Genomic DNA, 25,321 nt, shown 5'->3' with positions numbered 1-25,321 from the left:
ACAGATTGGGTCGCCAAATGAATATTCACGAATATCAGGCAAAGGCGCTTCTGCGCTCCTACGGCATGCCCGTGCCTGAAGGACGTGCCGCCACCACCGCAGCGGAAGCCGTTGATGCCGCCCGCGCCCTGAATGCGCCGGTTACGGTGGTCAAGGCACAGATCCACGCGGGTGGGCGCGGCGCCGGGCATTTCGCGGGAAAACCCGAAGGCAAGGGCGGCGTACGTCTGGCCCGCGACACGGGCGAAGTCAGCGATGCCGCCACAGCCATGCTGGGTGAAGTGCTGGTCACCAAACAGACCGGCCTGATGGGCCGGCTTGTACGCACGCTATATATCGAATCCGGCTGCGATATTGCGCGTGAACTGTATTTTTCCATGCTGGTCGATCGCGGCACGGGCCAGATCGTCATTGTGGCATCCCCCGATGGCGGTATGGAAATCGAGGACGTGGCGGCCCGCACGCCTGAACGCATCCTCAAGGAATATGTCGACCCGGCCAAGGGGCTGTGTGACTACCAGTCGCGCGACCTTGCCGTGCGCCTTGGCCTGAAGGGGCGTGAGATCAGAGCGTTCCAGAACGTCGTGCGTTCCGCCTACAACGCCTTTACCGGCCTTGACGCCGCGATCGTGGAAATCAACCCGCTGGTCGTGACCGGTTCGGGCGACCTGCTGGCGCTGGACGCCAAGATGTCGTTCGATGAAAACGCGCTGTTCCGCCACCCCGAACTGGCGAAGCTGCGTGACGTGCACGAGGAAGACCCGCGTGAGCGCGAAGCCGCCGAATACGGGCTGGCCTATGTCGGACTGGATGGCAACATCGGCTGCATGGTCAATGGCGCGGGCCTGGCGATGGCGACGATGGACATCATCAAGATGGAAGGCGAGGAGCCTGCCAACTTCCTTGATGTCGGTGGGGGCGCATCCAAGGAACGGGTGGCGGCCGCCTTCCGCATCCTGATCGGCGATCCGAAGGTGCGCGGCATCCTTGTCAACATCTTCGGTGGCATCATGCGCTGCGACGTGATTGCGGAAGCCATCATCGCCGCATCGCACGAAACCGGGCTGAGCGTCCCGCTGGTCGTGCGCCTGGCGGGCACGAATGTCGAACGCGGCAAGGCGCTTCTGGCTGAATCCGGCCTGACGATCATCCCCGCCGATGACCTGGGCGATGCCGCCCGCAAGATCGTATCCGCCGTCCGTAATGCGGGAGCCTGAGTGAATGTCCATTCTTGTCAACCAGTCCACCAAGGTGATCACGCAGGGCTTTACCGGCGCGCAGGGCACCTTCCACACTGAACAGGCCATTGCCTATGGCACCCGCATGGTCGGTGGCGTCACACCGGGCAAGGGCGGCAGCCTGCACCTTGGCCTGCCGGTATTCGACACCGTAGCGCAGGCGCGTGAAGCGACCGGGGCCGATGCCTCCGTCATCTATGTGCCGCCCGCGGGCGCTGCGGATGCGATCCTTGAGGCAATTGCCGCCAGCATCCCGCTGATCGTATGCATTACCGAAGGCATCCCGGTGCAGGACATGGTGCGCGTGCGCGCGGCCCTCGAACGCTCCGACAGCCTGCTGATCGGCCCCAACTGCCCCGGCATCATCACGCCGGATGAATGCAAGATCGGCATCATGCCCGGCCCGATCCACCGCCGTGGCCATGTGGGCATCGTTTCGCGCTCGGGCACCCTGACCTATGAGGCCGTAGCCCAGACATCGGCCATTGGCCAGGGGCAGAGCACCTGTGTCGGTATTGGCGGCGACCCGGTCAAGGGCATGGATTTTACCGATGTTCTTGAACGCATGATCGCGGACCCGGACACGCATTCCATCGTCATGATTGGTGAAATCGGCGGCACATCCGAAATCGATGGCGCCGAACTGATCCGCGCCAGTGGCACGCGCAAGCCGGTCGTGGGTTTCATCGCCGGCGCCACCGCACCGCCGGGCCGTCGCATGGGCCATGCGGGTGCCGTGATTACCGGCGGGCACGAGACCGCCAGCGCCAAGATCGAGGCCCTGCGTGAAGCGGGCATCCATGTCGCCCCCAGCCCTGCCGAGCTGGGCACGACACTGGCCCGCGTGCTGGGCTGACCCATACTTCCGGCGATGGCCCCATAACAATAAAAGTATGGTCATCGCCGGTTTTGTATGGCACAGCCGGAAAAGTTTTCCACTTCACCGCCAGAGGATCCAGACCGATGCCCGATGGGAGCAGCCCGGACACCCTGTCCATGCACGCCGGGGCCACCAGCCTGCCCCCCATAAGGACAGACTGGACGCGTGACGAAGTCGCAGCCCTTATGGCGCTGCCCTTCCCGGACCTGATCTACCGCGCACAGACGGTGCATCGTGCCCGTTTCGACCCCACGGAAATGCAGATTTCCACCCTGCTGTCGATCAAGACCGGCGGTTGCCCCGAAGACTGCGCCTATTGCCCGCAGAGCGCCGTGCATGAGGATGGCGGCGTGAAGGCCAGCCGCCTGATGGCCGTGGAAGAAGTGCTGAAGGAAGCCCGCGCCGCCAAGGCCGCAGGCGCGGCACGTTTCTGCATGGGTGCGGCGTGGCGCAGCCCCAAGGAACATGATCTTGAGACCGTGTGCGCCATGGTCGAGGGCGTGAAGGCGCTGGGACTGGAAAGCTGCGTGACGCTGGGCATGCTCGATAACCGTCAGGCGCACAGGCTCAAGGATGCCGGGCTGGATTACTACAACCACAACATCGATACCTCGCCCGAATATTATGGCGACATCATTTCCACCCGCACCTTTCAGGACCGTCTTGATACGCTGGAAAACGTGCGCGATGCCGGGATCAATGTCTGCTGTGGCGGCATTGTCGGCATGGGGGAAGACATCACGGACCGTGCGGGCATGATCGCGACGCTCGCCAGCCTGCCCCGCCATCCCGAAAGCGTGCCGATCAACATGCTGGTGCGCGTGGAAGGCACCCCGCTGGCGGACAGGGCGGCAGCGGTTGACCCGATCGAATTCGTGCGCACCATCGCCGCCGCCCGCATCACCATGCCTGCCAGCCGCGTACGTCTTGCCGCAGGCCGCGAAGACATGAGTGATGAAGCCCAGACGCTGTGCTTCCTTGCTGGCGCCAATTCCATTTTTTATGGCGAACGCCTGCTGACAACGCCCAATCCGGCAGCCCTGCGTGACCGGCAGTTGCTTGACCGGCTGGGCATGCATACATCACACAAACAGGGCTGAACCCGACGCAGCCGGGCGCGGGACCGGCTGGGGCAGTTCCCACGCGTGGTGCCCTTTTTCCGGCCGCGTGCATTACGAAATCTGGAACATGTCCTATACCGTAAAGGAAATATTCCCCACCCTGCAGGGCGAGGGCGCGCAGGCGGGCCGTACGGCAGTATTCTGCCGGTTTGCGGGGTGTAACCTGTGGTCGGGTCTGGAACGCGACCGGGACCGGGCCACCTGCCGGTTCTGTGATACGGATTTCATCGGCAGCGACGGCCCCGGTGGCGGTCGCTTCGCGGATGCGGACCATCTGGCCGACGCCATTGCCGCACAATGGCCCGCACGGGACAGGAATGGGGCCTTCGTTGTCCTGACCGGCGGTGAACCCCTGTTGCAGCTTGATGATGCGCTGATTGCGGCATTACATGCACGCGGCTTTGAAATCGCGGTGGAAACCAATGGCACCATGGCCGCACCGGACGGGATCGACTGGATATGCGTCAGCCCCAAGGCCGGTGCGGATCTGGTCCAGACGCATGGACATGAACTGAAGCTGGTCTATCCCCAGCCGGACCTGCTGCCCGATCAGGTGGCCGGGCTTGATTTCCAGCAGTTCTGGCTCCAGCCAATGGATAATGCCAATCGTGCCCGCAACACCACCGATGCGGTCACGTATTGCATGTATCACCCGCAATGGCGGCTGTCATTGCAGACCCACAAGCTGATCGGGATACCCTGATATGAGCGTTCCCCCTCCCCCATCCCATCCTGAAAATGAAGCTGCACTGGTCCTGTTTTCCGGCGGTCAGGATTCAGCCACCTGCCTTGCATGGGCACTGGCGCGTTTTGGCCGGGTGGAGACGCTTGGTTTCGATTACGGGCAGCGCCATGCGGTTGAACTGGAATGCCGCGCAGCCCTGCGCGACGGGATGGCGACACAGAATGCCCGGTGGGCCGAGCGTCTGGGCGCGGACCATACACTCGACCTTGCCGCCCTTGGCACCGTATCGGACACGGCGCTGACGCGTGAAGCCAAGATCACGATGAGCGAAAACGGCCTGCCCAACACATTCGTGCCCGGTCGCAACCTGATTTTCCTGACCTTTGCCGCGGCCCTGGCTGCACGCCGCAACATCCGCCATATCGTGACCGGCGTGTGCGAGACTGATTATTCCGGCTACCCTGACTGCCGCGATGACACGATCAAGTCCCTGCAGGTAACGCTCAACCTTGGCATGGACGCCCACTACGTGCTGCACACGCCATTGATGTGGATAGACAAGGCACAGACATGGGAACTGGCCCACCAACTGGGTGGTGATGCGCTTGTCCACCTGATCAACCGCGAAAGCCATAGCTGCTACCTTGGCACACGTGGTACCCTTCATGCATGGGGACATGGCTGCGGCACCTGCCCTGCCTGCAGATTGCGCAAGGCGGGATGGGAGCAGTACATGGCGGCACGCCAGCATGTTTGAACTGGTTTTCACCCGGCGCTTTTCCATGGCGCACCGGCTGCTGGCGGGCGAAAGCGAACGCTGCGCCCTGCCCCATGGCCATAATGAATATATCCGCGTCCACCTGCGCGCCACGAACCCGACGGCACTGGACGGCCGCACCAACATGGTCATGCCCTTCCAGCGGGCGAAGGGCATCTGGCATGGCTTTATCGACAACCATGTCGACCATGCCCTGCAACTGTCGGAAGATGATCCCCTGCGCGCATGGTTTGCCCGGCACGAACCACAGCGTGCGCAGCGCATACTGGTCACACCCGGCGACCCCACGACCGAACTGCTGGCCTGCCTGCTTATGGCCAAGCTGAATGCCTTCCTTGCCGCCGATAACGGGACGCTGACCTGCGCCAGCATTGAAATCGAGGAAACACCCACCAACACGGTCCGTTACAGTGGCGACCCGCTGGCGGTCCTGCCCCAGCCGCGTCCCGCCCCGCACTGCTGGTGGCGGCGTGCGGACACGACCATTTCCGATACCTGATTACCCTTCTGCCCCGAAAGGCCCCGTTTTTTTCATGTCTGCACTCGCCCGTTACCGTCAGGAATGGTTCGGTAACATCACGCGCGACACACTGGCCGGTATGGTCGGCACGTTTGCGCTGATCCCCGAAGTCATTGCTTTTTCCTTTGTCGCGGGGGTCGATCCCGCAGTCGGGCTTTATGCGTCTTTTGTCATAAGCGTCGTGATCGCCTTTACCGGCGGCAGGCCGGGCATGATATCCGGGGCAGCCGGGTCCGTAGCCCTGGTGGCCGCAGCCCTGGTTCGCGCCCATGGGGTGCAGTATCTTCTGGCCGCGACCCTGCTGTGTGGCCTGTTGCAGGTTGTGTTCGGTATCCTGCGGCTGCATGTGCTGATGCGCTATGTCTCGCGCCCGGTGCGGACCGGGTTTGTCAATGCGCTGGCCATCCTGATCTTTTCAGCGCAGGTCCCGCATATGCTGCATGTGACATGGCATACCTATGCCATGATCGCGCTGGGGCTGGTGATCATCTACACCCTGCCCCGACTTTTCTCCGCCATCCCGTCACCACTGATCTGCATTGTTGTGCTGACCGTGGTGTCGATGCTGTACCCCATGCCGCTGCATACGGTCGCCGACCTTGGCCGCCTGCCTGACAGCCTGCCGCATCTGGTCTGGCCTGATGTACCGTTCTCGCTTGATACACTCAACATCATTGCACCCTTTGCGCTGGCGATGGCCAGCGTAGGTGTGCTGGAATCCATGATGACGGCCCGCGTGGTGGATGACCTGACGGAAACCCACAGCAGCAAGCGGCAGGAATGCATGGGGCTGGGTATCGCCAATATCGCCGTCGGCCTGTTTGGTGGCATCGCGGGTTGTGGCATGATCGGGCAGACCGTGGGTAACCTGCGTTATGGCGGGCGGGGACGGCTTTCCACTTTCGTGGCGGGCGCCTTCCTGCTGCTGCTTATGGTGGCGCTGCGCCCATGGGTGGCGCAGGTGCCGGTGGCAGCCCTTGTGGCGATCATGATCATGGTGTCGGCCAGCACGTTTTCATGGTCATCGCTGCGTGACCTTGTCCATCATCCCCGCACCACCAGTGTCATCATGCTGGCGACGGTGGCAGTTGTCGTAGGCACGCATGACCTTGCTGCAGGTGTTGCCGTGGGCGTACTGCTGAACGGGCTGTTTTTTGCCTTTCAGGTATCCAGCATGCTGTCAGTCAGCAATACGCTTTCGGCTGATAACCAGACGCGGACCTATATCGTGAACGGGCAGGTCTTCTTTGCCTCATCCGACAGCTTTGCCGATGCATTCGACCTGCATGATACCGCCCGCCACATCACGATCGACCTGACCCATGCCCATTTATGGGACATGACGGCCGCCGGCATGCTGGAAGAGCTGATTGGCAAGATGGAGGCACAGGGCATGGATGTACAGCTGATCGGACTGAATGGCGCCAGTACCCGACTTCTGACCAGGCATACACGGCTGCAGCCGGCACAATGACAGGTATGGTGGGCTGGATGGGCCCACCCCATTAATCTGTTGAAAATTTCAGGGAGTCACCTTTTTGAAAAAAGGTGACACTCTTGCCTGATTACGAACCCGGCACACGCAACGGATGCCCTGCCGGGCAAAAGGCGGGTCCCTATTTTTTCTTTGTCGTCGTCGCAGCGGCAGGCAGGGCAAAAGGATCTGCGACGGTGGTCGTGCCCGCCCGCTTTGCCCAGCGATCAGCCGCAGCCCTGTCACCCGCCTGTCGCGCGCTCTGGCTGGCACGGGCATAAAGCTGGGCCGCTACCTGCGTATTTCCCGCCTTGTCAGCCGCACGGGCGGCAACGCCAAGCGCACGGGCCATATCACGGTAATCCACCTGCGTCTGGCGAATGGTCGCCGCCTGCATGGCGTCCTGCATGGCGGTCTGTGTGCTACCGCCTGTGGCCAGCAGGTTACGGGCTGCAATTTCCTTTGCATCCGCCGTCCAGCCTGTCGGTACCTTTCCGGTCAGGTTCGCGAAATAGGCATCGACGGATGCCAGCGTGGTCTGATCATTGCTGTCATCGGCAATCAAGCCACGGATCAGCTGGGCTTTTTCCACAATATCCGGGTCCTGTGCCGCCGCAGCACGTGTAGCGGCATCTGCTGCTTCGGTATCGCGACCCAGTCGACGCAGGGCACCCGCCTGCACCAGATCCAGCCCGGCATCATCACCCGTCTGCCCCCGCATCGCGAGAGCCGAACGCGTCGCGGTTACCGTGGACAGCGCATCCTGCGCCTTGTCCTCATCCAGCTGGACAGTGGCAAGGTTATAGCCCGCATCACCTATGGCCGTGACATCATCACGCGCGATAGCCCGCTGGCCTGCGGCACGGTACTGCTGTTCCGCCACCGAAAGACGTTCGAGGCCCACGGCATCCTTCGCGGTATCCATATCCTGCGACAGGGTGGTGTCGCCCGGCTGGGTAACTGCCTGTCCCCCACCACATCCTGCCAGCGCAAAGGCAAGGCCGAGGGCTGCATATTCCTTCTTCATTCTCATGGCTGCACCTTCTGCGCCGGAAGGCGGGCATGGTTATGCTTCGCCGCCTTGTTGCCATTACCGCCCAGTATCCACAGACCGCGCATCTGATCGACCAGCTTCTGCAGGCTGCTGGCGGTTGTCTGCGCCTGAACCAGAAGCACCGGCAGCTGCTGGCTGGCATCCTGCAGGTTATGGGTAATGGCCGGTGTCGCGTTGCTCAGGTCGCCCGTGGCCTTCTGCACGTTGGTCATGCTGGCGCTCGCCTTGTCCATGACACCCGCAAGCTGTTTTTCGATCGGTGTCAGCTGTGCAATGGTGGCGTTAAGGCTGGTAATCATCTGTTCAGCCTGACGGATCAGGTCGTCATTGGTCATGAGACGCCCGATGGAGCCCTTGCCCGCATGCATGTCCGTAATGGTGGCGTCCAGCGTTGCCATCATGTGCTGGGCATTGTCCAGAACCGGGATGACACGGTCACGGATGTCACTGAAGGTCTGGGTAATGGTGTCAGCCGGGTTGGGCGCGTTGGTGGCGCTCAGCACAGCATAGCTCCAGTCCAGCTTGTCCCCCGTCCCGCGTGAAACATCGATGTAGCTGGCCCCGGCCACCACGAAGCGCTTGCGGATGATGGCCGTGCTGTCACGACGGATATAGGGTTCAATATCGGGATCGATCTCGGCAATGGCGTACATGCCCCCCGACGGATTGATCCGCACGCGCCGCACGGTGCCCGCATGGATGCCCATGACCTCCAGATCGTCACCAACCGACAGGCCACTGACACCGTTTTCGGGCAGCACGATCCGCAGCCTGCCCGCCGGCGTCAGCCAGTCACGCAGCACGCCGGCCTCGATCACCGCACCAAGCAGGATGACAAGGGCCACAAGGACCAGTATCCCCACCCATTCATCGGCGTAACGGACGCGCACAAGCTGCCGGATTCCGTCTGACTGTTGTTTCTGGACCATTACACCACCCGCATGGGAAAAAGACCTTCGTCAAGAAGGCGCATGTGGATATTCACCGCCTTGCGATATTCATGCCAGGCCGCCGCGGAACGGACGAACCATAACACGCCACAGCCACGATCCCGCGCCGTGGTCATCATTTCAAGAAACGGCAGGACATTCTCCTCTGGCAGCGTGTCGGATATATCCTCCAGCACCAGCAGGTCCGGCCGCCCCATGAAGGCACGTACACACGCCGCCCGAGCCAGATCCGCACCCGACAGCCGGTCGGGCGCGGACGTTGGCAGGCCGGGAAAACCAAACCGATGCCCCAGTTCAGTGGCATGCAGGACCACGTTATCAAACGGGTCCATGGTATGGTACAGGTGTGGCAGCATGATATTGAGATGCGTGCCAAACAGGTTGAGCCAGCTGCTGTTGCGCGAAATGCGGCCAATACGCCCACGCAGCGCATAGAGCTGCCGGTCGTGCAGGGCGCTCCAGTCCAGCCCCATGAACCTGATATTGCCCTGCGTCAGCGAAACCATGCCTGAACACAGGTCGGCAAACATGGCGGCCCGTTCAAAATCGCGACAATCGATCACCGCGCATTCACCGGGCATGATGCGCAGGTTGTATGGCGCAGGCATGAGGCCGGTTTCCTCGAACGACGGCACGACGTCACGCAGTTCCAGCAGGGGAGCGTTGGCTGTCATGTCAGAAATCCAGCATGAAGAGGATATTGACCACCAGCACCAGCATGATCCCGCGCGCAAATCCACGCGGCATGATGGTGGCCATCGTGTCATTGCTGCTGACGGTCAGGCCCGAAACACATGACCCCACCCCGACAAAGAAACCGACCAGCACGAATTTCAGCGGAATGATCAGGTAATCCCATGTAGTCATCGCAGCAAGGACATTGAAGAAGAATGTCCAGACCGAGGACGTGATGGCCCCCGTGGAATGGGCGACCACAAACCCCATCAGCAGCGATACAACGGCAAAGATCATGCCCAGCGTAAAGCCACCCAGCGTAAAGGCGAACGTACGCGGCATGATCAGCGCCAGAAACGGGTCAATACCGCGCGCCTGTAACGCCCGCACTTCTCCACCCAGCACCATCATGCCGATTTCGGTCAGCGACAGCATGCCGCTGCGCCCCATGATGATGATGCCAACAAGGATGGGAGAGATTTCACGCACCAGCACGGAAACAAGGATCGACCCCGTCATCTGCGCCATGCCTGCGTAACCCAGCCAGTACGCAGCCTGTGACACCACCATAAGACCCGTCAGCGTCGCGGTGATCACGATACTGAGGAAACCGCCACTGACAACCTGCCGCAGGGTGGCGCGGAATTCATAGATAACCGGCCTGCGCCATGAATTGGACCGCATGCTTTCGCGCAGTACGCCCCACCCCGCGCCAATCACCAGCAGGGTGTAACGCACCTGATGCCGCGTCAGCCGCCCAAGGGCTGCAAGCCACGGCGCAAAACGCCGCAGCAGATGCACCAGACGACCGGCGTCATCCGGCTGGGGAACAGCCATGGGGCCAGTCTGTGGCGCCGCGCGCTCAGGGGCCTGGGTTGGCGTATCGGTCATCGCCGTCCGGCCAGCACATAAGTACGTGTCAGCCCCATGCCAGGAATGAAGAACCGGCCACGTTCACGAAACAGGAAGTACTGACGCAGGCGTTGGTAAACATTTTCCGATACCTGGATCGTGCCGACATCCGGCGCGCCCTGCGCCATCATCTCGGCCATGCCCATGGCATCCCCCCACAGGTTGAACGCCTGCGGGTTCTTGCCCAGCATGCCGCCGAATACCGGCCCGACATCAATACCGATGCGGAAGACCGGGTCCAGATCCGCTTTCGACAGCATGGCCAGCACGTTTTCACGCATCATGAGCGCCGCATTCGCCATGCGGAACACCGCGCCCTTGTCCGGCGTGCGCGAACACCCCGCTATACAGACGACGCGATGACCCAGCATGCGGATGGAATACAGCCCGCACTGGTGGGCAATATCCTGCAACGCAGCCGCCATGTCATCAATCAGCTTGATATTGGCGGCCGGATCATTCTGGGCCGTCATGATCATGTCAGACAGGCTGATGACCATGATGGTGACGGCGGGATAGAATCCTTCCATCTGGCTCAGGTCCGTAGCGTTCGGCTGTCCGTTTATGGACAAAGCACCCGGGGCCAGCAGGAATCCCTGGCTGGGATCGTGAAGTTCCTCTGTGGCTGCGGGCTCCGTTTCCAGTTCCTCACGTGCGGCGGCCACCGCAGTATAATGCTGGGCGGAAAAACGGACCGCCGCCACACCTGCAACCATCTGCACGAAATGATAGACCATTTCCGCCTGAGGCGCATCTTCCAGCGTGATGACCCCGACCGGACCACCATTCCCCACGATCGGGCAGCAGACCAGGGATTTACTGCCAAAAGCACGCATGTACACACGGTAGAATGCTGTCGTGTGCTCATCCGTATCGGCAGCGGTCGTGGCCAGGCGGTCACCATGGAATACGGCGTCGAAAAAGCTTTTCAGGTCCGTGGTGGACATTTCAAAGCCACCGGAATGCACGTCCTGCAATCGATCATAGGAATCGATGCACATGAGCGTATGGCCATCATGCAGGATCCGCCAGATGGCGGCCCTTCTGGCCTCGGACTGTTCAGCCAGCTTCTTGGTCAGAATCAGGGCATTGTCTTCGGGATTGAACAGTTCCTCGTATTGCGCGACCTCCTGCAGGGCATCACTTTCGTGACCGGCGACCCGCCTCATCCTGGCGATCAGGTTACGCAGGCCGTCACTGCGGCGCGCCTGCAGGAACAGCAGCAGCCCGAAGCCCAGCGCCATGATCACAACCAGAACGAAGAAGATCAGGTTCTGCTGTCCGCCCGCCATGGCGAAACGTGAGAAATCATCCTCGGGCGCCACCAGCAGCAGCACCCAGCTATCCTTGCCGACCGGCAGGTTGGCGGTAATGGTCACATACCGTCGACCATTCACCTTGATGGTACGTGCGCCATAACCATGGACGCGGTATTCATCAAATGCCTTGGTCATGACCGGATATTTCACGGGATCCAGCGTCATCTTGGCCGGATCACCCTGCGCCTTGGTCTGGGTTTCCTGCATACCGTGACCGGCGACAACATTCCCGCCCTGCTGAAGCAGGATCGCGTTACCACTTTCACCGATTTTCAGCGAATTGAGAAAATTGTTGAGGTGATTGAGGGACATGTTGATGGCATAGACATACGTCTTGTCATTACTGCCCTTGTACGGAACCGCCGCCGTAATGGTGATCTGCTTGGTGACTTCCACAAGGTAGGGAGGGGTCCAGATTTCCTGCCCGGCCTTGACCGCATCGGTAAACCATGCATGCCCGCGGGGGTCATATGTCCCTGCCGGGGTCTGCCACTGCTTCAGCAGCTTGCCATCGCCGTCACGCAGTTCATGCGTGAAGATCGCCTTGGGCGTACCCACATCATGCAGGGTTGTAAGTGCGGTCTGGCCGGGCTGTTCACCATGTTCCAGCGTACTGAAATTGCCGTCGCTGTCGGCAATGTAGAAGGACTGGATCTGCGGAACATTCCGCATCATGGTGCTGCTGTAGCCGTTGAATATCTTCTGTTCGACCGCTGGGGCACCATGCTCGAGCATGTCGCGCGCCACGATCGCCCCGGCGGAGGCGGGCATGAGGAAGGAACTGACTTCCTTGGCAATATACTCCTGCTGGCTGACCAGCAGGTCATGCGTCAGGGTCAGCGCGCCAGTGCGGACGGTCTGGTAGGAATGCCACCCCACCCCGGCAATGACGGCAATGACCGTAACCACACCGGCCACCGGAATGCCGATATGATAGAGGAAGCGCCGGAACTGGTCGGAAGGGGCAATCGTGGGATCGACAATCTCGTCCGTGGACAATGCTCTCTTCCTGTTTCAATACAATCAGGTACGGCTAACGGGCGCAGACTAACCCAAACGTACCACCGGGACCACTCCCTTTAGTTACATACCGCCCATTCAGCCCAGCCACAACGGTTCGGACAGGCGGCTGACAAAGGCCTGATGGGCTTCCAGTTCGGCGGTATCCGGCCTGACACGTACACAGACATGTCCCGTCGGCCGCACATAGGTATAGGTGGCGATGCCGCCGCCGCCTTCATCCACCGACAGGCTCAGCCCACGCTGGCGGCCCCCGGTCAGTTCCAGATACACCGCGGCCAGCAGCCTGCAGTCCAGCAGCGCGTTATGGGTCGTACGTTCCGACAGGTCGATGGAAAAGCGGCGGCACAGCGCATCAAGGCTATTGGGCATGCCGGGGAAACGCTCACGCGCCATGTCCAGCGTATCGACCATGCGCCCCATATCCAGTTCAGGCAGCCGTGCCCGCGCCAGTTCCGCGTTCAGGAAGCCGAAATCGAAGCGGGCATTATGCGCGATCAGGGGATCTTTGCCTATGAATTCAAGGAATTCAGGGGCGACCTCCGCGAATTTCGGCTTTCCTTCAAGGTCCGCGCGGGTAAAGCCATGCACGCGCGATGCCTCTTCGGGCACATCACGCTCGGGATCGATCAGGACACGGAAACTGCGCCCGGTGGGCAGGTCACCAATCAGTTCAAGGGCCGCGATTTCAATGATCCTGTCCCCCTTCAGCGGATCAAGACCGGTGGTTTCCGTATCAAACAGGATGGTGCGTTTCATGCAGGCTTTCCTCCGGCCGCAGCCCATGCGGCTGGACTGCCTTCGCGCATCGCATACAGCAAACGCCTGACCTGGCGCACCGTTTCATGGCGCGACAGGCCGGTTTCGATAATCACATCGGCCTGTCGCCGCCGCGCGGCATCAGGCATCTGACGGGCAATGACAGCGTCAATCTGGGCCGGCGTCATCCGCCCCCGCCGCAATACACGCTGGCGCTGTATCGACGCGGGCGCGCTGACCACCACCACCCGGTCGCATATCCGCTCAGCCCCGGTTTCGAACAGAAGCGGGATATCCAGCACGACCCACCGGCAACCATCGCGTCGCGCACGCTGCACAAACCGCTGTCGTGCCCGACGCACCAGCGGGTGGATGATGGCCTCCAGTCCCTGCATCACGGTTGGACTGGACAGCGCCGCCTGCCGCAGCACCGTCCGGTCCAGCACGCCATCACGCACCGAACCGGGGACCAGCCGTCCGATGGCAGGCAGGGCCGCCCCATGCGGGGCCTGCAGGGCAGCGACGGTGGCATCAGCATCAAACAGCCGTATGCCCGCGCGTTTGAGCAGGGCAGCCGTAGTGGACTTGCCCATGCCAATCCCGCCGGTCAGTCCCAGTATGCGCATGAAAGATCCCGTTCAGCCCGCATGTGCGCGATGCAGGTCGGCATCCAGCAGGGCTTCGACCGCAGGCCCGATCTCCGGCGCCGCACCAAACCATTTCTCAAACCCCAGACCGGCCTGATGAATCAGCATTCCCAGCCCGTCGACAGTGCGCAGCCCATGACTGGCCGCCTGCCGGAGTAGTGCTGTCTGCCGCGGCACATAGACAATATCGCATACGACCAGCCCTGCATCCGCCCGCCCCAGGTCCAGCGGGAAGGTGGCATCTGCCCCCCCGTCCATGCCAATGGACGTGGTGTTCACCAGAAACTGGCACGACGGCAGCACATCACCCGCCTGCGCCCAGTCAATGACCGCAATGCCCGAAAGCTGCGCGGCTAGCGCATCGGCCCGCGCACGGGTGCGGTTGGCCACAGCGACATCTACCCCCCGGTCCAGCAGGCTTGCGGCAATGGCGCGCGCCGCCCCCCCGGCCCCCAGCAGCAGGGCACGGCCGCTTTTGACGGGAATGCCATGCGCTTCCACATTGGCCACGAATCCGTCGCCATCGGTGGAATAGCCCTCGATCTGGCCATCAGGGGCGAAAACCAGCGTGTTGACCGAACCCGAACGCTGCGCCGAACGGTCCAGACGGCCGTGTTCCTCCACGATGCGATAGGCCGATTCCTTATGCGGGATGGTCACGTTCACGCCACGGAATCCCGCGGCCTGCAGCCCCCGGACCGCGACATCAAACGAACCCGGCGCCACCGGCAGCGGCACGTAAGCCCCGTTTATCCCGCGTTGCTCCAGCCAGAAATTATGCATGAGCGGCGAGCGCGAATGCGCTACCGGCCAGCCGGTCACCCCGGCCAGCAGGGTATGGCCGTCAATGCGTAACCTGCGTTCCATTATCTTCAATCCATCTGATCCGGTGTGTTCGTCTTACACGGGCAGGAACATTAGTGCCTGAAATCTTCCCAAGCCTGCGGCAGGACGCGCGCAAGGCGGTCGGCCCATTCCGCCTGCCCCTGTTCTGTTGCGATCAGGTCCTGGCGGATCTCGATTTCCAGATAGGGCACGCCGCGCCCTTCGGCATGGACGGGGACGGTATAATCACTGACATCCGTCAGGGCATAGGGTTCGTTGCTGCCAACCACCAGCCCGCCCTCCGCCACCAGCAGGTCGCGCACCCGCAGGCCGAAAGCGGGATTGCGGTTATGCAGCACGCCCGTATGCCATGGCCGTGCCATGCCGTTCATGCGGTCGGTAAAGCTGTGCAGGGACACCAGCACCACGGGCAGTCCCCCTTCCAGCCGCGTCGAGATCTCCCGGCTGATCCGATCATGATAGGGCAGGAAGATTTCTTCCACCCGCCTGCCTTCTTCCGCCGCCGTTATATCGATATTCGCCGGAACCCGCGTGCCATCACTTTCCCGCACGATGGATGTCGGATGCCCCGGCGCGCGGTTGCAGTCGATCACCAGGCGGGAATAGGCCTGTTCAATCAGCACGCAGTCCAGATTCCGCGCCAGCATCCGCCCGGTTTCGGCCATGCCCAGATCACAGGCGATATGACGCGCATGATCGGTGGCGCTGATCCCCATATTCCCCAGCGCGGATGGCAGGCTGCGCCCCGCATGGTCACTGACCAGCACGAATGGCAGGCCGGACGGTGGCATCACGCCATCAAGCGCGGATGTGCCGAACTGAATGACGGGAGCCGGGTCATCCTGCGTCAGCAACCGTAATGGCTCCTGCGCAAGGGCTGTATGCTGCATTGTGCGGGACATCCTGTGCCATGGGCGGGTAGGCGACCAATATTACAGATCCCCCCGCATGAGCGAAAGACCCCCCGCCGCAACCCACCCCGCCGCGTTGCCATACGAGGCTACCATACGGGACCGCCACCGGACACGGGAACGATTGTATCTGCAGCGGCAGATGGGTAGGGTGCGCGGCATGCGATGGCTTTATGCCGCGACGTATCAGACACAATCCTTTTCACACTTGGGGTAGCTGGAACACAGGATGCCGGGGAACGCAAAAACGCTGACGGATCAGGACGCGCAGAAGGCGAACGCGCAATGGGGCGGGCGCTTTGCCGGGGGGCCGGCGGCGATCATGCAGGACATCAACGCCTCGATCGGTTTTGACAAGGCCCTGTGGCGGCAGGACATCGCGGGATCGAAAGCCCATGCCGCCATGCTGGCGAAAACCGGCATCATTTCGAATGCTGATGCCAAAACCATTACCGAAGGGCTGGATCAGATCGGGCGGGAAATCGCGGCTGGCACCTTTGAATTCAGCACCGCACTTGAAGATATTCACATGAATATCGAAGCCCGCCTGTCCGACCGGATTGGCGAGGCGGGAAAACGCCTGCACACCGCGCGTTCGCGCAATGACCAGGTGGCAACCGATTTCCGCCTGTGGGTACGTGACGCGATCGACGGTCTGGACCAGCAGGCGGCGTCCCTCATGCGGGCACTTGCGCGGCGGGCGGCGGAACATGCCGACACCCCCATGCCCGGCTTTACCCACCTGCAGACCGCGCAGCCCGTGACCTTTGGCCACCACCTGATGGCGTATGTGGAGATGCTGGCCCGCGACCGGGGCAGGCTTGCGGATGCGCGGCGCAGGCTCAATGAATCCCCGCTGGGATCGGCAGCACTCGCGGGTACGTCCTTTCCCATCGACCGGAACATGACGGCGCATGCGCTGGGCTTCGACCGTCCTACCGCCAACTCGCTCGATGCCGTATCGGACCGTGATTTCGCTCTGGAATACCTGTCCGCGCTGTCCATCATCGCCGTCCACCTGTCGCGGCTGGCGGAAGAAATCGTGATCTGGTGTTCGGCCCCCTTCTCCTTCATCCGCCTGTCCGACGCGTTCACCACCGGCTCCTCCATCATGCCGCAGAAGCGCAACCCCGACGCGGCCGAGCTGGTCCGCGCCAAGGGTGGCCGCATTACCGGCGCGCTGGTCGGCCTGCTGACCGTGATGAAGGGCCTGCCGCTGGCCTATGCCAAGGACATGCAGGAAGACAAGGAACCGGTCTTCGCCGCGACGGATGCCGCGGCACTGAGCCTTGCTGCGATGGATGGCATGATCCGTGACCTCAGTGTCAATGCCGGGCAGATGCGCGCCTATGCCGGGTCCGGCTTTTCCACCGCCACCGACCTCGCGGACTGGCTGGTGCGGGTACTGAAGGTGCCCTTCCGCACCGCCCACCATGTCACGGGCCGTCTGGTCGGCAAGGCGGAGGCGAAGGGCGTGGGTCTGGCCGATCTTACGCTGGAGGACATGCAGGCGGAGGAACCGGGCATCACCGCCGACATCTTCACTGTGCTGGATGTCGATTCCTCCATCGCCTCACGCACCAGCCACGGCGGCACGGCGGCGAAAAACGTGCGCGCGCAGGCCGCGCGCTGGCTGGATACGCTCGGGACAGGAGAAAGCGGCAAATGAATATCCAACCTTCCCCGCGCGGGCGCGCCATCATGCTGCTGACGCTGGCGGGTCTGGTCATCGCCTCATCGCTGGGGGCGTGCGGGCGCATTGGCGCCCCACGCCAGCCTTCCAACTCCCACGCCTACTACACGACCTATCCCAGCCCCGATCGCTGACGGATCAGGTCAGGCTGTCCGGCCCGAAACTGTCGGGCAGCAGGTCCGCCAGCGTGCGGACCTGCAGGACCGCTCCCCCGGCTGAAACCATGGTGACAGATGTCCCGGGGGACGCGAATTCCCTGATTTTCTGCCTGCATCCCCCACATGGCGTGCAGGCGGCATCCCCACCCCCGCATACCACCACGCGGCGGATATGACGCCCGCCCTGTGCCACCATGGCGGCGATTGCGCCAGCTTCGGCGCAGGTTCCTTCGGGATAGGCCGCGTTTTCGACATTGCATCCGGCAAATATCCGACCGTCCGTTGCCTCGACCGCCGCACCGACCTGAAAGCGCGAATACGGCGCATATGCCCGCAGCCGCGCGTCAACGGCGGCCTGCACCAGGGGGTCATTGCTCATTCCGGTCTGTCCTTCGTGTTCTTTCATGCGTCAAGCACCTTGGAAGCGACAGGGCAAGGCGGTATCGTGCGCGCATCATGGCTGATGCTTTCCCTACCTGTCGTGGACAGGACCCATCCGTTGCCGATCTTCTGGCCGTCCGTCCGGCGCTGTCCATGCATGCCATGGACGGGCTTGTGCTGGAAGATGTCCCCCTCAATGCCATTGCCGACGCGCTTGGCACGCCCACATGGGTCATGAGCGCGGGTACCCTGCGCGCACGCTACCACAGGCTTGCCACAGCCCTTGCCGCCACCGGCCGGCCAATTTCCATTCACTTTGCCGTCAAGGCCAATGACCATCTGGCCGTGCTGCGCGTGCTGGCAGCCGAAGGGGCCGGGGCGGACGTGGTCAGTGGCGGTGAACTGCGCCGCGCCATGATGGCGGGCATCCCGGCAGGAAAAATCGTCTTTTCAGGCGTGGGCAAGAGCCTTGAGGAAATGCGCCTCGCCCTGCAGGCGGGCATTGCACAGATCAATGTCGAAAGCGCGGAGGAACTTGAACTCCTCTCCGCCGTGGCGGAAGCCGAAGGGCTGGAAGCCCGGGTGGCCCTGCGCATCAACCCGGATGTCGATGCAGGCACCCATGCCAAGATCACCACCGGCCTCGCCACCAACAAATTTGGCATTCCCTATGACCGCGCGGTTGAACTTTATGCGCGTGCTGCCACTTTACCAGGTATCCGGCCCGTCGGGCTGGCAATGCATATTGGCAGCCAGATCGTACGCATGCAGCCCTACCGTACCGCCTATGCCAGACTTGCCGACCTCGTGCGGGCCATCCGCGCGCGCGGGCTTGCGGTCGAGGTACTGGATTGCGGCGGCGGACTGGGCATTTCCTACCGTGACGAAACCGAAGGCGCGCCCGAAGCCCTTGCCGCCGCCATCCATGCCGAACTGGGCGATCTGGGTACGCGGCTGGCTGTTGAGCCAGGGCGCTGGCTGGCTGGCCCCGCAGGCGTGCTGCTGTCCACCGTGATCCTGCGCAAGCAGGGCTATGACGGCATGCCGCCATTCCTTGTGCTGGACGCTGCGATGAATGACCTCATGCGCCCCAGTCTGTATGACGCGTGGCATGGCATCATCCCCCTTTCCGCCGCGACGGCCACAGCGCCCGTCGAGCAGGTGCATGTGGTGGGACCGGTCTGTGAAAGCGGTGATACTTTCGGCCATGACCGTACCCTGCCACACATGGATGCGGGATCGCGCCTGGCGCTGCTGGACTGCGGGGCCTATGGCATGGTCATGAGTTCCACCTATAACGCCCGCCCGCTGGCAGCACAGGTGATGGTGGACGGCACCCGCTGGTCCGTCATCCGTGAACGCCAGCAGGTTGAAGACCTGTGGGCTGCCGACCGCATTCCCGACTGGGTGGAGAACACCCTTCTCCCTGCTGGCGGAGGCCTATGACAGCCGGGCAGGACATCACCCAGCCCGGCGGCAGCCTGCCGCAACGCCTGGCCCGTGCGCGCCAGCAGGCGCGCCGTGCCCTGTGGGTGGAACAGCTATGGCCGCTCATGCTGCCCACGCTTGACGCAGCCATGGGTGTTGCGCTGCTGGGACTTGCGCGCCTGCCCCAATATATGCCCGACAGCCTGCATGCTGTCCTTCTGGCCGGGGTGGCAGGTAGTGCTGCCTATGCCACATGGCGGCAGTGGTGCGGCATCCATGCCCCCACCGCATCCGAAACCGATCGGCGGGTGGAACAGGCGTCCGGCCTGACCGGCCAGCCGCTGCGCACGCTACATGACAGACCCGCCAATACCCCCACGCCTGAAATCACCTATCTGTGGCAGGTCCACCTGCACCGCACCACGGCGGCGCTGGGCCGTCTGCGGGGCGGGTGGCCACGACCATGCCTGCCCGACGGCATCACATGGTGGGCGCCCACCCCGGTCCTTGCCGTGCTGCTGGCTGGTGGCATGATGTGGACCGGCGATCATGCCGCAAGCCGGATTACGGCCGCCTTCCTGCCAGGCATGGATGATGCCGACACCCCTGCCCCGCAGGTCAATGCATGGATCACCATGCCTGATTACGCACCCGGCGCGCCGGTCTTCCTTGATGCGACGCACACCAGTGCAGCCATTCCCGCCGGTGCGCAGCTGACCGTCACGCTGAACGGGCTGAATGGCCATCCGGCCCTGCGCATGCATGCCAGAGGATCGCTACCTGCCATCGGCCCCCATGATTTCCGCGCCCTGGGCAACGCAAGCTGGAATGCGCAGGCTACCCTTCTGGCCAGTGGCACGCTGCGCCTGCGCGGCCGGGGCCGCACGCTGGGACAATGGAACCTGAACGTAACCCCCAACCCCGCGCCAGAGATCGCATGGGGCAAGGAGCCGGGCAGCCATGAAGGGGAATGGCGTACCCGCCTGCCCTATCACGTAGCCCAGCCATACGGCATCGCATCAATGCATGCGGAACTGGTCATGCCGGACAGTCCGCATGATATCGTAACCGTCCCGATCCCGCTGAACGGCCATCCGCGCGTGGCCGATGACGTAGCAACACCCGACCTGTCGCAAAATCCATGGGCGGGGGAAGACGTGACCGCGCGACTGGTTGCCACCAGCACCAGTGGCATGACCGCGACCTCCGCCCCCATCCGGCTGCGCATGGGCGCGCGGCCTTTCAACAACCCGTTGGCCAAGGCGGTACTGGATATCCGCAAGCGTGTTGCCCTGCACCGCGAAAACCGCGCGCAGGCGGCGCGCGAACTGCTGGCGCTGGGTCAGGCCGACACCATGCTGACCCACCATGTCGGCCTGCTGCTGGCATTGACCAGTGTGGCCGCCGTGCTGGGGGATGCAGATGACGTAACCGACGATTACGCCATTACGCAGGCTACCGGGCGGCTGTGGTTCCTTGCGCTGGATATCGAACATAACCGTCGGGACATAGATAACGAACAGGCTGATTTTGGCGTGCAGGCAGCACAGGACGCCGTGCGTGAACAGCTCGAACACATGCGCGAAATGGGAGCCAAGGGTCAGGGGCCGGAGCAGCAGGCCGAACTGCAGCACCGCATGCAGGCACTCAAGGACGCGATTTCGCGCAAGATGCAGGCACTGGCGCAACAGGCCATGCGCGATCATTCCGCCATTCCCGCGATTCCCGAAATGACATCGCGTGGCGAACAGAACATGGCCCAGATGATGCAGCAGTTACAGGATGACGCCGCCAATGGCCGCGATGCCGATGCCATGCAGAAACTGCAGCAGATGGAGGACATGGCCAACGGCATCCGCAACGCCACCCCGCAGGACATGATGCAGCTGGCCCGGCAGATGCAGGCCCGCCAGCAGGCGAAGGAACTGCGCCGTGCGCTGCGCGATCTGGTCAGTCGTCAGTCGCAGTTGCTGGACCACGCCCAGTCACGCATGGACCAGACCCAGCGCCAGCAGGAACGTGATGCCGCCAGCCACCAGACCGACATGGATGAAGATGGCGGCGACCTGTCATCCATGTCCACCGCCGACCTGCTGCGCCAGCTGGGCATTACGCCGTCGGGCAGCGCGCCACAGCCACAGGCAGCGTCCCCTTCACCGCCGGAAAGCATGACGCCCGAAGCACACACGGCGCAACAGCATGCCGACCGGGCCGTGCAGCACGCCCTGTCGCGCGCCCTGCATGAGCTGCAGCGCGAATTCAGGCAGGCCAGCGGCAAGGACATGCCTGCACTGGACAAGGCTCAGACAGATATGAAAGCCGTGCGCGCGGCCCTTGGCGCAGGCAAGGATCCCGATGCAGCTACGGCTGAAAAGAAGGTTCTGGCCGACCTGCAGCAGGGTGACCAGCAGATGCGTCAGTCCATGCGCAGCCAGAGTACGCATGGCGGCATGACCGTGTTCCTGCCCATGATGTCGCAGGATAATGGCAAGGGCAGCCATGGCAGTGGCGGCAATCATCCCGGCGGGCAGGATGACGATGACGACACCGACCAGCAGGCCGAAGGCAAAGGCGATCGTGACCCGCTGGGCCGCAAGACCGGTGGCACCCATGCGGGCATGGACAACGATACCCACGTACCTGACAATGCCAGCCGCGAACGCGCGCGCGAGATTGAACAGGAACTGCGCCGCCGCGACGCCGACCGTACCCGTCCGCCGGAAGAACTGGAATACCTCGACCGCCTGCTCCGTGCTTTCTAGGGCTGTAATGACGTTTCTGGCGTGACTTGAGGCACTGTTTGAAACAGTCCGGAAATTACAAAGAAGTTTCTGATGAAGCTTTTTTCAGAATACGTCTGGAAACGCCACCTTCATGAAAGAAGCGGTCCCCATACCACAACCACCATCGCGCCCTGCATGGCAGCATTTGCTTGCACACAGCAGCAAGATAAGGCCCTGCAGGCCCCCAATCGCCATTCCAAGACAGGTACCTGAACTGCACCGGACCCGGCTACACGCAGCAGCCATATAATCAGATGGATCGGTATCGTCCCAAAAGGTCAGGCGTCACTGACCTGACCATCCTGCCGGACGGGAATGGCGCGGGTAACGGGTGCCGTGGCAAGGTCGATGGCATCATATGATGGAGGACTTTGCGGTGCGCCTTCCCCATCCTGCGGTAGAAGCTGGGCATCGGGCAGTTCACCCTTGTTACGGGCCTGTGCCAGACGTTCAAGGTTTTCGCCAATACGGGGGTAATCTTCCACCAGCTTGCGGAAGTTGCGTGCGCTCATCGTCATGAAATGCCCGAACTGCAGCGAACGGCTGGTCGCGGTGACACGTTCATCCTTCAACGCTTCTTCCCCACCCAGAACAGCCCCTGCGCCAAAGCGCACGTCGTGCTTGGGGTAATGGGTCTCCGCCAGACCCGCGCTGATGAAATAGACCGTGCGCACCTTCTGTCCCTTGCGGTACAGCCGCTCCCCGGGAGAAGAGAAGTGGATGGACATTTTCATGGCGATGTCATGCAGCACGCCATCGGCCATCCCTTCAAACAGGGGGAATTTATGGATGCGGCTTTCGATCCCCGCACGGATATTGAATTTCAGCCTGAAATCCAGCTGTTCGCGCCGGTGTTCCACATCGCGGTGGAGTTCCCGGTGCAGTTCCTCGCTCAACAGCGATTCGGACATCAGGGTATCGTATTTTTCTTCTTCCAGCCTTAGTGCAATCTGGCGCAGCATACGGTTTTCCAGCGCCTCGGAATACCCATGGTAATGCAGTCGCAGGGTCTGCAATGCCTCATCCAGCAGCTTGCACTGCCGCCCCAGCACTTCACCCACGATTTCACTGATACGTGTTCCCAGCGTCGGCTCCATGCGCTGGCGCATGAAGCGGGTCAGTGACAGGGAAACGAAATAGCCGATCATCAGCATCTCGAACCGCTCCATCATGCAATACATGAGGGGGGTGTCGAAATTGAACCGATGGTGGATGACCTGCGCCACACGGAAACGCAGCGATGGGCGCAGGCGGCGGCGCAGGGCGCGGACATAGCCAAAACGTCCCTCCAGCCGTGCGCCATCCACCATTGCCTCGGCCGAACGCAGCAGCGTTTCCATCACGCGGCGCGACAGCCCCTGTATGCGGAACAGGTCCAGCAGGATGGAGCGCTCCCGGTTGGCAACGACAATCAGCGCCAGCGTGACGCGCTGCCGGTCCCCCAGGGCGGTGTCAAAGGTATTGGCCTGTTCTTCCGAATGGACGCGGCGATCAATTACCTCCACCACCGTATTGGTGACGTTGGAGGAAAAGCCCAGTTCGCCCGCGACCTCCCGCGTCTGGTCACGCACTTCCCCCAGCCCTATGGCAAGGATCTGGTGACGCAGCGCCTGATCAATCAGCGGCAGTTGGTCCAGCTTGAGGAACAGCACGAGATACCGCAGCGACATCCCGTTCACGAACAGGGTAATCAGCACGAATCCCGTGGCGATAATACCGATGAAGTGGGCGATACTGCTGGAAACATGTTCGTTTTCCGTAACGGCCAGCGCCAGCGCCAGCGTAATGGCGCCACGCAGCCCCCCCCATACCATCGTGACCTTGAACGGGGTCGGCACGGGCGGCGACAGCTTGGTGGCGGCAAGGATGGGCAGCATGCCAAACACCACCGCTCCGCGCGCAAGCAGCCCCGCGCCTGCAGCCAGCAGGATCAGCACGCAGTCCCACTTGGTCATGCCCACCAGCAGGCGCGGCACCAGCATGGATGCCAGCACGAACACCAGCGACCCGGCCCAGAAGACAAGCTGCTGCCACAATTCGTTAAGGAATCGCCAGGTCTGTGGCCGGAAAGTGGACGGGCCGTAGATCGAAATCGTCAGGCCAGACGCAGCCGTGGCCACCACGCCGGAAAAACCCAGGAATTCGTCACATACGATATAGGACAGGTATGGCAGCGCCACCGTCAGCGTGACCTCCGCCGCGGGTGCCGCCCCCAGAGCCGGAATGACCATAAGGGTCAGGCGGCCGAACACGATGCCGATAATCAGCGCGCCAATGAAGGAGACAAGGAACTCCAGCACCGCGCCACCCAGCATGATCTTGTGATGCGAGGTGATGGAGCCAAGCAGGATGGTGAAAATGGAAATGGCGGCCGCGTCATTCAGCAGCGCCTCCCCTTCCACCAGTCGCGTCAGGCGGCTTGCCGCACCGATTTCCTTGAAGATTCCTGCGACTGCCGAAGGGTCCGTCGTCGCGACAATGGAACCAAGCAGCAGACACACCGCCAGCGGCATACCCGCAAAGGGATATAGCGCGAATCCAATAGCTGCGGTCGAGACCGCCACCGCCACCACTGCCAGCAACAGCACGGTCGCGGTTTCATGCGCCAGCCTGCGCACATCAATGCCCAGCGCCCCCTGGAATACCAGTATGGGCAGGAAAATCAGCAGGAATGCTTCGCTGTTAAGGGGAAAATCCAGCAGCGTCTGTGCCGCGCCATTGAAGATTTCCAGATGGGAATTGCGCAGCACAAGGTCGGCGGCGCCACCGATCACGATACCCACAATGGCAAGCAGGACGGTTTCGGACAGTTCCAGACGGCGGGCAAGCGGCTGGACCGCGCTGACCACGACAAGCAGCACGGCAATTGCCATCAGAATTGCTGCCAGACCCGCTATCTCCATTCAAAATCCCCGATTTCCGGCCATATTGCGCTTACAGCCCGATCCTAATGGCTGACCATGAACAGATTATGTCCACCACGTTTCAGATCAACAGAATCCGGCTTACAAGACCAACATCTGGCCGTGAAAGACGTTCCTTCGCAGCCCCATATGCCAAGTATCAATAATGCCACACCAACGTTGCAT

General features: G+C 62.2%; 22 protein-coding genes. 11 read left to right on the top strand and 11 right to left on the bottom strand.

Annotation, left to right across the window (positions count from 1 at the left end; genetic code table 11):
- Positions 1-17 precede the first annotated feature (17 nt).
- The 7 genes from sucC (at position 18) to ACE2AA_RS00135 (ending at position 6,696) form a co-directional block, all read left to right on the top strand.
- Complete coding sequence (gene sucC / locus ACE2AA_RS00165) at positions 18-1,217, top strand: ADP-forming succinate--CoA ligase subunit beta (RefSeq protein ID WP_141259372.1); 1,200 nt, start codon at positions 18-20, stop codon at positions 1,215-1,217.
- Between the two features lie 4 nt (positions 1,218-1,221).
- Entirely contained in the window at positions 1,222-2,094 is an 873-nt protein-coding gene (gene sucD, locus ACE2AA_RS00160; protein WP_395370548.1) for a succinate--CoA ligase subunit alpha, read from the top strand.
- 107 nt (positions 2,095-2,201) lie between these two features.
- Positions 2,202-3,218, top strand: coding sequence for a biotin synthase BioB (gene bioB, locus ACE2AA_RS00155; protein WP_141298656.1), 1,017 nt, complete (start codon positions 2,202-2,204; stop codon positions 3,216-3,218).
- Positions 3,219-3,306: 88 nt separating this feature from the next.
- Positions 3,307-3,942, top strand: coding sequence for a 7-carboxy-7-deazaguanine synthase (gene queE, locus ACE2AA_RS00150; protein WP_395370547.1), 636 nt, complete (start codon positions 3,307-3,309; stop codon positions 3,940-3,942).
- Between the two features lies 1 nt (position 3,943).
- A complete protein-coding gene (queC, locus tag ACE2AA_RS00145) occupies positions 3,944-4,681 on the top strand; it encodes a 7-cyano-7-deazaguanine synthase QueC (RefSeq protein WP_395370546.1) in 738 nt (245 codons plus the stop codon).
- Entirely contained in the window at positions 4,674-5,201 is a 528-nt protein-coding gene (locus ACE2AA_RS00140) for a 6-carboxytetrahydropterin synthase (protein WP_141259367.1), read from the top strand. The genes queC and ACE2AA_RS00140 overlap by 8 nt, the downstream gene beginning before the upstream one ends.
- 34 nt (positions 5,202-5,235) lie before the next feature.
- Positions 5,236-6,696 carry a SulP family inorganic anion transporter gene (locus ACE2AA_RS00135; protein WP_395370543.1) on the top strand — a complete coding sequence of 487 codons (1,461 nt, stop codon included), beginning with the start codon at positions 5,236-5,238 and terminating at the stop codon, positions 6,694-6,696.
- A 142-nt stretch (positions 6,697-6,838) separates the two neighbouring features.
- Here the strand turns inward: ACE2AA_RS00135 and ACE2AA_RS00130 are convergent, their stop codons facing one another.
- From ACE2AA_RS00130 to ACE2AA_RS00090, 9 genes are all read right to left on the bottom strand, one after another.
- On the bottom strand, positions 6,839-7,729 hold the full coding sequence (locus tag ACE2AA_RS00130) for a hypothetical protein (protein ID WP_395370541.1): 891 nt from the start codon (positions 7,727-7,729) through the stop codon (positions 6,839-6,841).
- On the bottom strand, positions 7,726-8,679 hold the full coding sequence (locus tag ACE2AA_RS00125) for an MlaD family protein (RefSeq protein ID WP_141259364.1): 954 nt from the start codon (positions 8,677-8,679) through the stop codon (positions 7,726-7,728). Before ACE2AA_RS00125 ends, ACE2AA_RS00130 begins: the two co-directional genes overlap by 4 nt.
- Positions 8,679-9,374 carry an ABC transporter ATP-binding protein gene (locus ACE2AA_RS00120; protein WP_141259363.1) on the bottom strand — a complete coding sequence of 232 codons (696 nt, stop codon included), beginning with the start codon at positions 9,372-9,374 and terminating at the stop codon, positions 8,679-8,681. Before ACE2AA_RS00120 ends, ACE2AA_RS00125 begins: the two co-directional genes overlap by 1 nt.
- Before the next feature lies 1 nt (position 9,375).
- On the bottom strand, positions 9,376-10,266 hold the full coding sequence (locus ACE2AA_RS00115) for an ABC transporter permease (protein ID WP_141259362.1): 891 nt from the start codon (positions 10,264-10,266) through the stop codon (positions 9,376-9,378).
- On the bottom strand, positions 10,263-12,605 hold the full coding sequence (locus tag ACE2AA_RS00110; RefSeq protein WP_141298647.1) for an adenylate/guanylate cyclase domain-containing protein: 2,343 nt from the start codon (positions 12,603-12,605) through the stop codon (positions 10,263-10,265). The genes ACE2AA_RS00115 and ACE2AA_RS00110 overlap by 4 nt, the downstream gene beginning before the upstream one ends.
- A gap of 99 nt (positions 12,606-12,704) precedes the next feature.
- On the bottom strand, positions 12,705-13,385 hold the full coding sequence (gene dnaQ, locus ACE2AA_RS00105; RefSeq protein WP_395370540.1) for a DNA polymerase III subunit epsilon: 681 nt from the start codon (positions 13,383-13,385) through the stop codon (positions 12,705-12,707).
- Positions 13,382-14,011, bottom strand: a complete 630-nt coding sequence (gene coaE / locus ACE2AA_RS00100; protein ID WP_141259359.1) for a dephospho-CoA kinase — start codon at positions 14,009-14,011, stop codon at positions 13,382-13,384. The genes dnaQ and coaE overlap by 4 nt, the downstream gene beginning before the upstream one ends.
- Positions 14,012-14,023: 12 nt before the next feature.
- Positions 14,024-14,899 carry a shikimate dehydrogenase gene (locus tag ACE2AA_RS00095; RefSeq protein ID WP_395370538.1) on the bottom strand — a complete coding sequence of 292 codons (876 nt, stop codon included), beginning with the start codon at positions 14,897-14,899 and terminating at the stop codon, positions 14,024-14,026.
- A gap of 50 nt (positions 14,900-14,949) precedes the next feature.
- Entirely contained in the window at positions 14,950-15,768 is an 819-nt protein-coding gene (locus tag ACE2AA_RS00090) for an N-formylglutamate amidohydrolase (protein WP_141259357.1), read from the bottom strand.
- A gap of 250 nt (positions 15,769-16,018) precedes the next feature.
- Between ACE2AA_RS00090 and argH the strand changes: the two genes are divergently transcribed.
- Together argH and ACE2AA_RS00080 are read left to right on the top strand one after the other, a co-directional pair.
- Positions 16,019-17,458, top strand: coding sequence for an argininosuccinate lyase (gene argH / locus ACE2AA_RS00085; RefSeq protein WP_141259356.1), 1,440 nt, complete (start codon positions 16,019-16,021; stop codon positions 17,456-17,458).
- Positions 17,455-17,616, top strand: a complete 162-nt coding sequence (locus ACE2AA_RS00080) for a hypothetical protein (protein WP_162851894.1) — start codon at positions 17,455-17,457, stop codon at positions 17,614-17,616. The genes argH and ACE2AA_RS00080 overlap by 4 nt, the downstream gene beginning before the upstream one ends.
- A 4-nt stretch (positions 17,617-17,620) precedes the next feature.
- Here the strand turns inward: ACE2AA_RS00080 and ACE2AA_RS00075 are convergent, their stop codons facing one another.
- A complete protein-coding gene (locus tag ACE2AA_RS00075; protein ID WP_395370535.1) occupies positions 17,621-18,019 on the bottom strand; it encodes a cytidine deaminase in 399 nt (132 codons plus the stop codon).
- A gap of 77 nt (positions 18,020-18,096) precedes the next feature.
- On the opposite strand from ACE2AA_RS00075, the gene lysA reads away from it, so the two are divergent.
- Both lysA and ACE2AA_RS00065 read left to right on the top strand, forming a co-directional pair.
- Complete coding sequence (gene lysA / locus ACE2AA_RS00070; protein WP_395370533.1) at positions 18,097-19,467, top strand: diaminopimelate decarboxylase; 1,371 nt, start codon at positions 18,097-18,099, stop codon at positions 19,465-19,467.
- Complete coding sequence (locus ACE2AA_RS00065; RefSeq protein WP_395370531.1) at positions 19,464-22,211, top strand: DUF4175 domain-containing protein; 2,748 nt, start codon at positions 19,464-19,466, stop codon at positions 22,209-22,211. The genes lysA and ACE2AA_RS00065 overlap by 4 nt, the downstream gene beginning before the upstream one ends.
- 299 nt (positions 22,212-22,510) lie before the next feature.
- Here the strand turns inward: ACE2AA_RS00065 and ACE2AA_RS00060 are convergent, their stop codons facing one another.
- Positions 22,511-25,135 carry a cation:proton antiporter gene (locus ACE2AA_RS00060; RefSeq protein ID WP_141298629.1) on the bottom strand — a complete coding sequence of 875 codons (2,625 nt, stop codon included), beginning with the start codon at positions 25,133-25,135 and terminating at the stop codon, positions 22,511-22,513.
- Positions 25,136-25,321: the final 186 nt, after the last annotated feature.

Origin of the sequence: Komagataeibacter diospyri, assembly GCF_043995075.1 — a bacterium.
Taxonomy (GTDB): domain Bacteria; phylum Pseudomonadota; class Alphaproteobacteria; order Acetobacterales; family Acetobacteraceae; genus Komagataeibacter; species Komagataeibacter diospyri.
Note: the sequence above shows the minus strand (reverse complement) of the source record. Positions and strands in the feature narration are given on the sequence as shown.

Bases quoted from the DNA above. Each gene is read 5' to 3' on its own strand.
- sucC (WP_141259372.1), top strand. From the start codon at position 18: ATGAATATTCACGAATATCAGGCAAAGGCGCTTCTGCGCTCCTACGGC.
- sucD (WP_395370548.1), top strand. From the start codon at position 1,222: ATGTCCATTCTTGTCAACCAGTCCACCAAGGTGATCACGCAGGGCTTT.
- bioB (WP_141298656.1), top strand. From the start codon at position 2,202: ATGCCCGATGGGAGCAGCCCGGACACCCTGTCCATGCACGCCGGGGCC.
- queE (WP_395370547.1), top strand. From the start codon at position 3,307: ATGTCCTATACCGTAAAGGAAATATTCCCCACCCTGCAGGGCGAGGGC.
- queC (WP_395370546.1), top strand. From the start codon at position 3,944: ATGAGCGTTCCCCCTCCCCCATCCCATCCTGAAAATGAAGCTGCACTG.
- ACE2AA_RS00140 (WP_141259367.1), top strand. From the start codon at position 4,674: ATGTTTGAACTGGTTTTCACCCGGCGCTTTTCCATGGCGCACCGGCTG.
- ACE2AA_RS00135 (WP_395370543.1), top strand. From the start codon at position 5,236: ATGTCTGCACTCGCCCGTTACCGTCAGGAATGGTTCGGTAACATCACG.
- ACE2AA_RS00130 (WP_395370541.1), bottom strand. From the start codon at position 7,729: ATGAGAATGAAGAAGGAATATGCAGCCCTCGGCCTTGCCTTTGCGCTG.
- ACE2AA_RS00125 (WP_141259364.1), bottom strand. From the start codon at position 8,679: ATGGTCCAGAAACAACAGTCAGACGGAATCCGGCAGCTTGTGCGCGTC.
- ACE2AA_RS00120 (WP_141259363.1), bottom strand. From the start codon at position 9,374: ATGACAGCCAACGCTCCCCTGCTGGAACTGCGTGACGTCGTGCCGTCG.
- ACE2AA_RS00115 (WP_141259362.1), bottom strand. From the start codon at position 10,266: ATGACCGATACGCCAACCCAGGCCCCTGAGCGCGCGGCGCCACAGACT.
- dnaQ (WP_395370540.1), bottom strand. From the start codon at position 13,385: ATGAAACGCACCATCCTGTTTGATACGGAAACCACCGGTCTTGATCCG.
- coaE (WP_141259359.1), bottom strand. From the start codon at position 14,011: ATGCGCATACTGGGACTGACCGGCGGGATTGGCATGGGCAAGTCCACT.
- ACE2AA_RS00095 (WP_395370538.1), bottom strand. From the start codon at position 14,899: ATGGAACGCAGGTTACGCATTGACGGCCATACCCTGCTGGCCGGGGTG.
- ACE2AA_RS00090 (WP_141259357.1), bottom strand. From the start codon at position 15,768: ATGCAGCATACAGCCCTTGCGCAGGAGCCATTACGGTTGCTGACGCAG.
- argH (WP_141259356.1), top strand. From the start codon at position 16,019: ATGCCGGGGAACGCAAAAACGCTGACGGATCAGGACGCGCAGAAGGCG.
- ACE2AA_RS00080 (WP_162851894.1), top strand. From the start codon at position 17,455: ATGAATATCCAACCTTCCCCGCGCGGGCGCGCCATCATGCTGCTGACG.
- ACE2AA_RS00075 (WP_395370535.1), bottom strand. From the start codon at position 18,019: ATGAGCAATGACCCCCTGGTGCAGGCCGCCGTTGACGCGCGGCTGCGG.
- lysA (WP_395370533.1), top strand. From the start codon at position 18,097: ATGGCTGATGCTTTCCCTACCTGTCGTGGACAGGACCCATCCGTTGCC.
- ACE2AA_RS00065 (WP_395370531.1), top strand. From the start codon at position 19,464: ATGACAGCCGGGCAGGACATCACCCAGCCCGGCGGCAGCCTGCCGCAA.
- ACE2AA_RS00060 (WP_141298629.1), bottom strand. From the start codon at position 25,135: ATGGAGATAGCGGGTCTGGCAGCAATTCTGATGGCAATTGCCGTGCTG.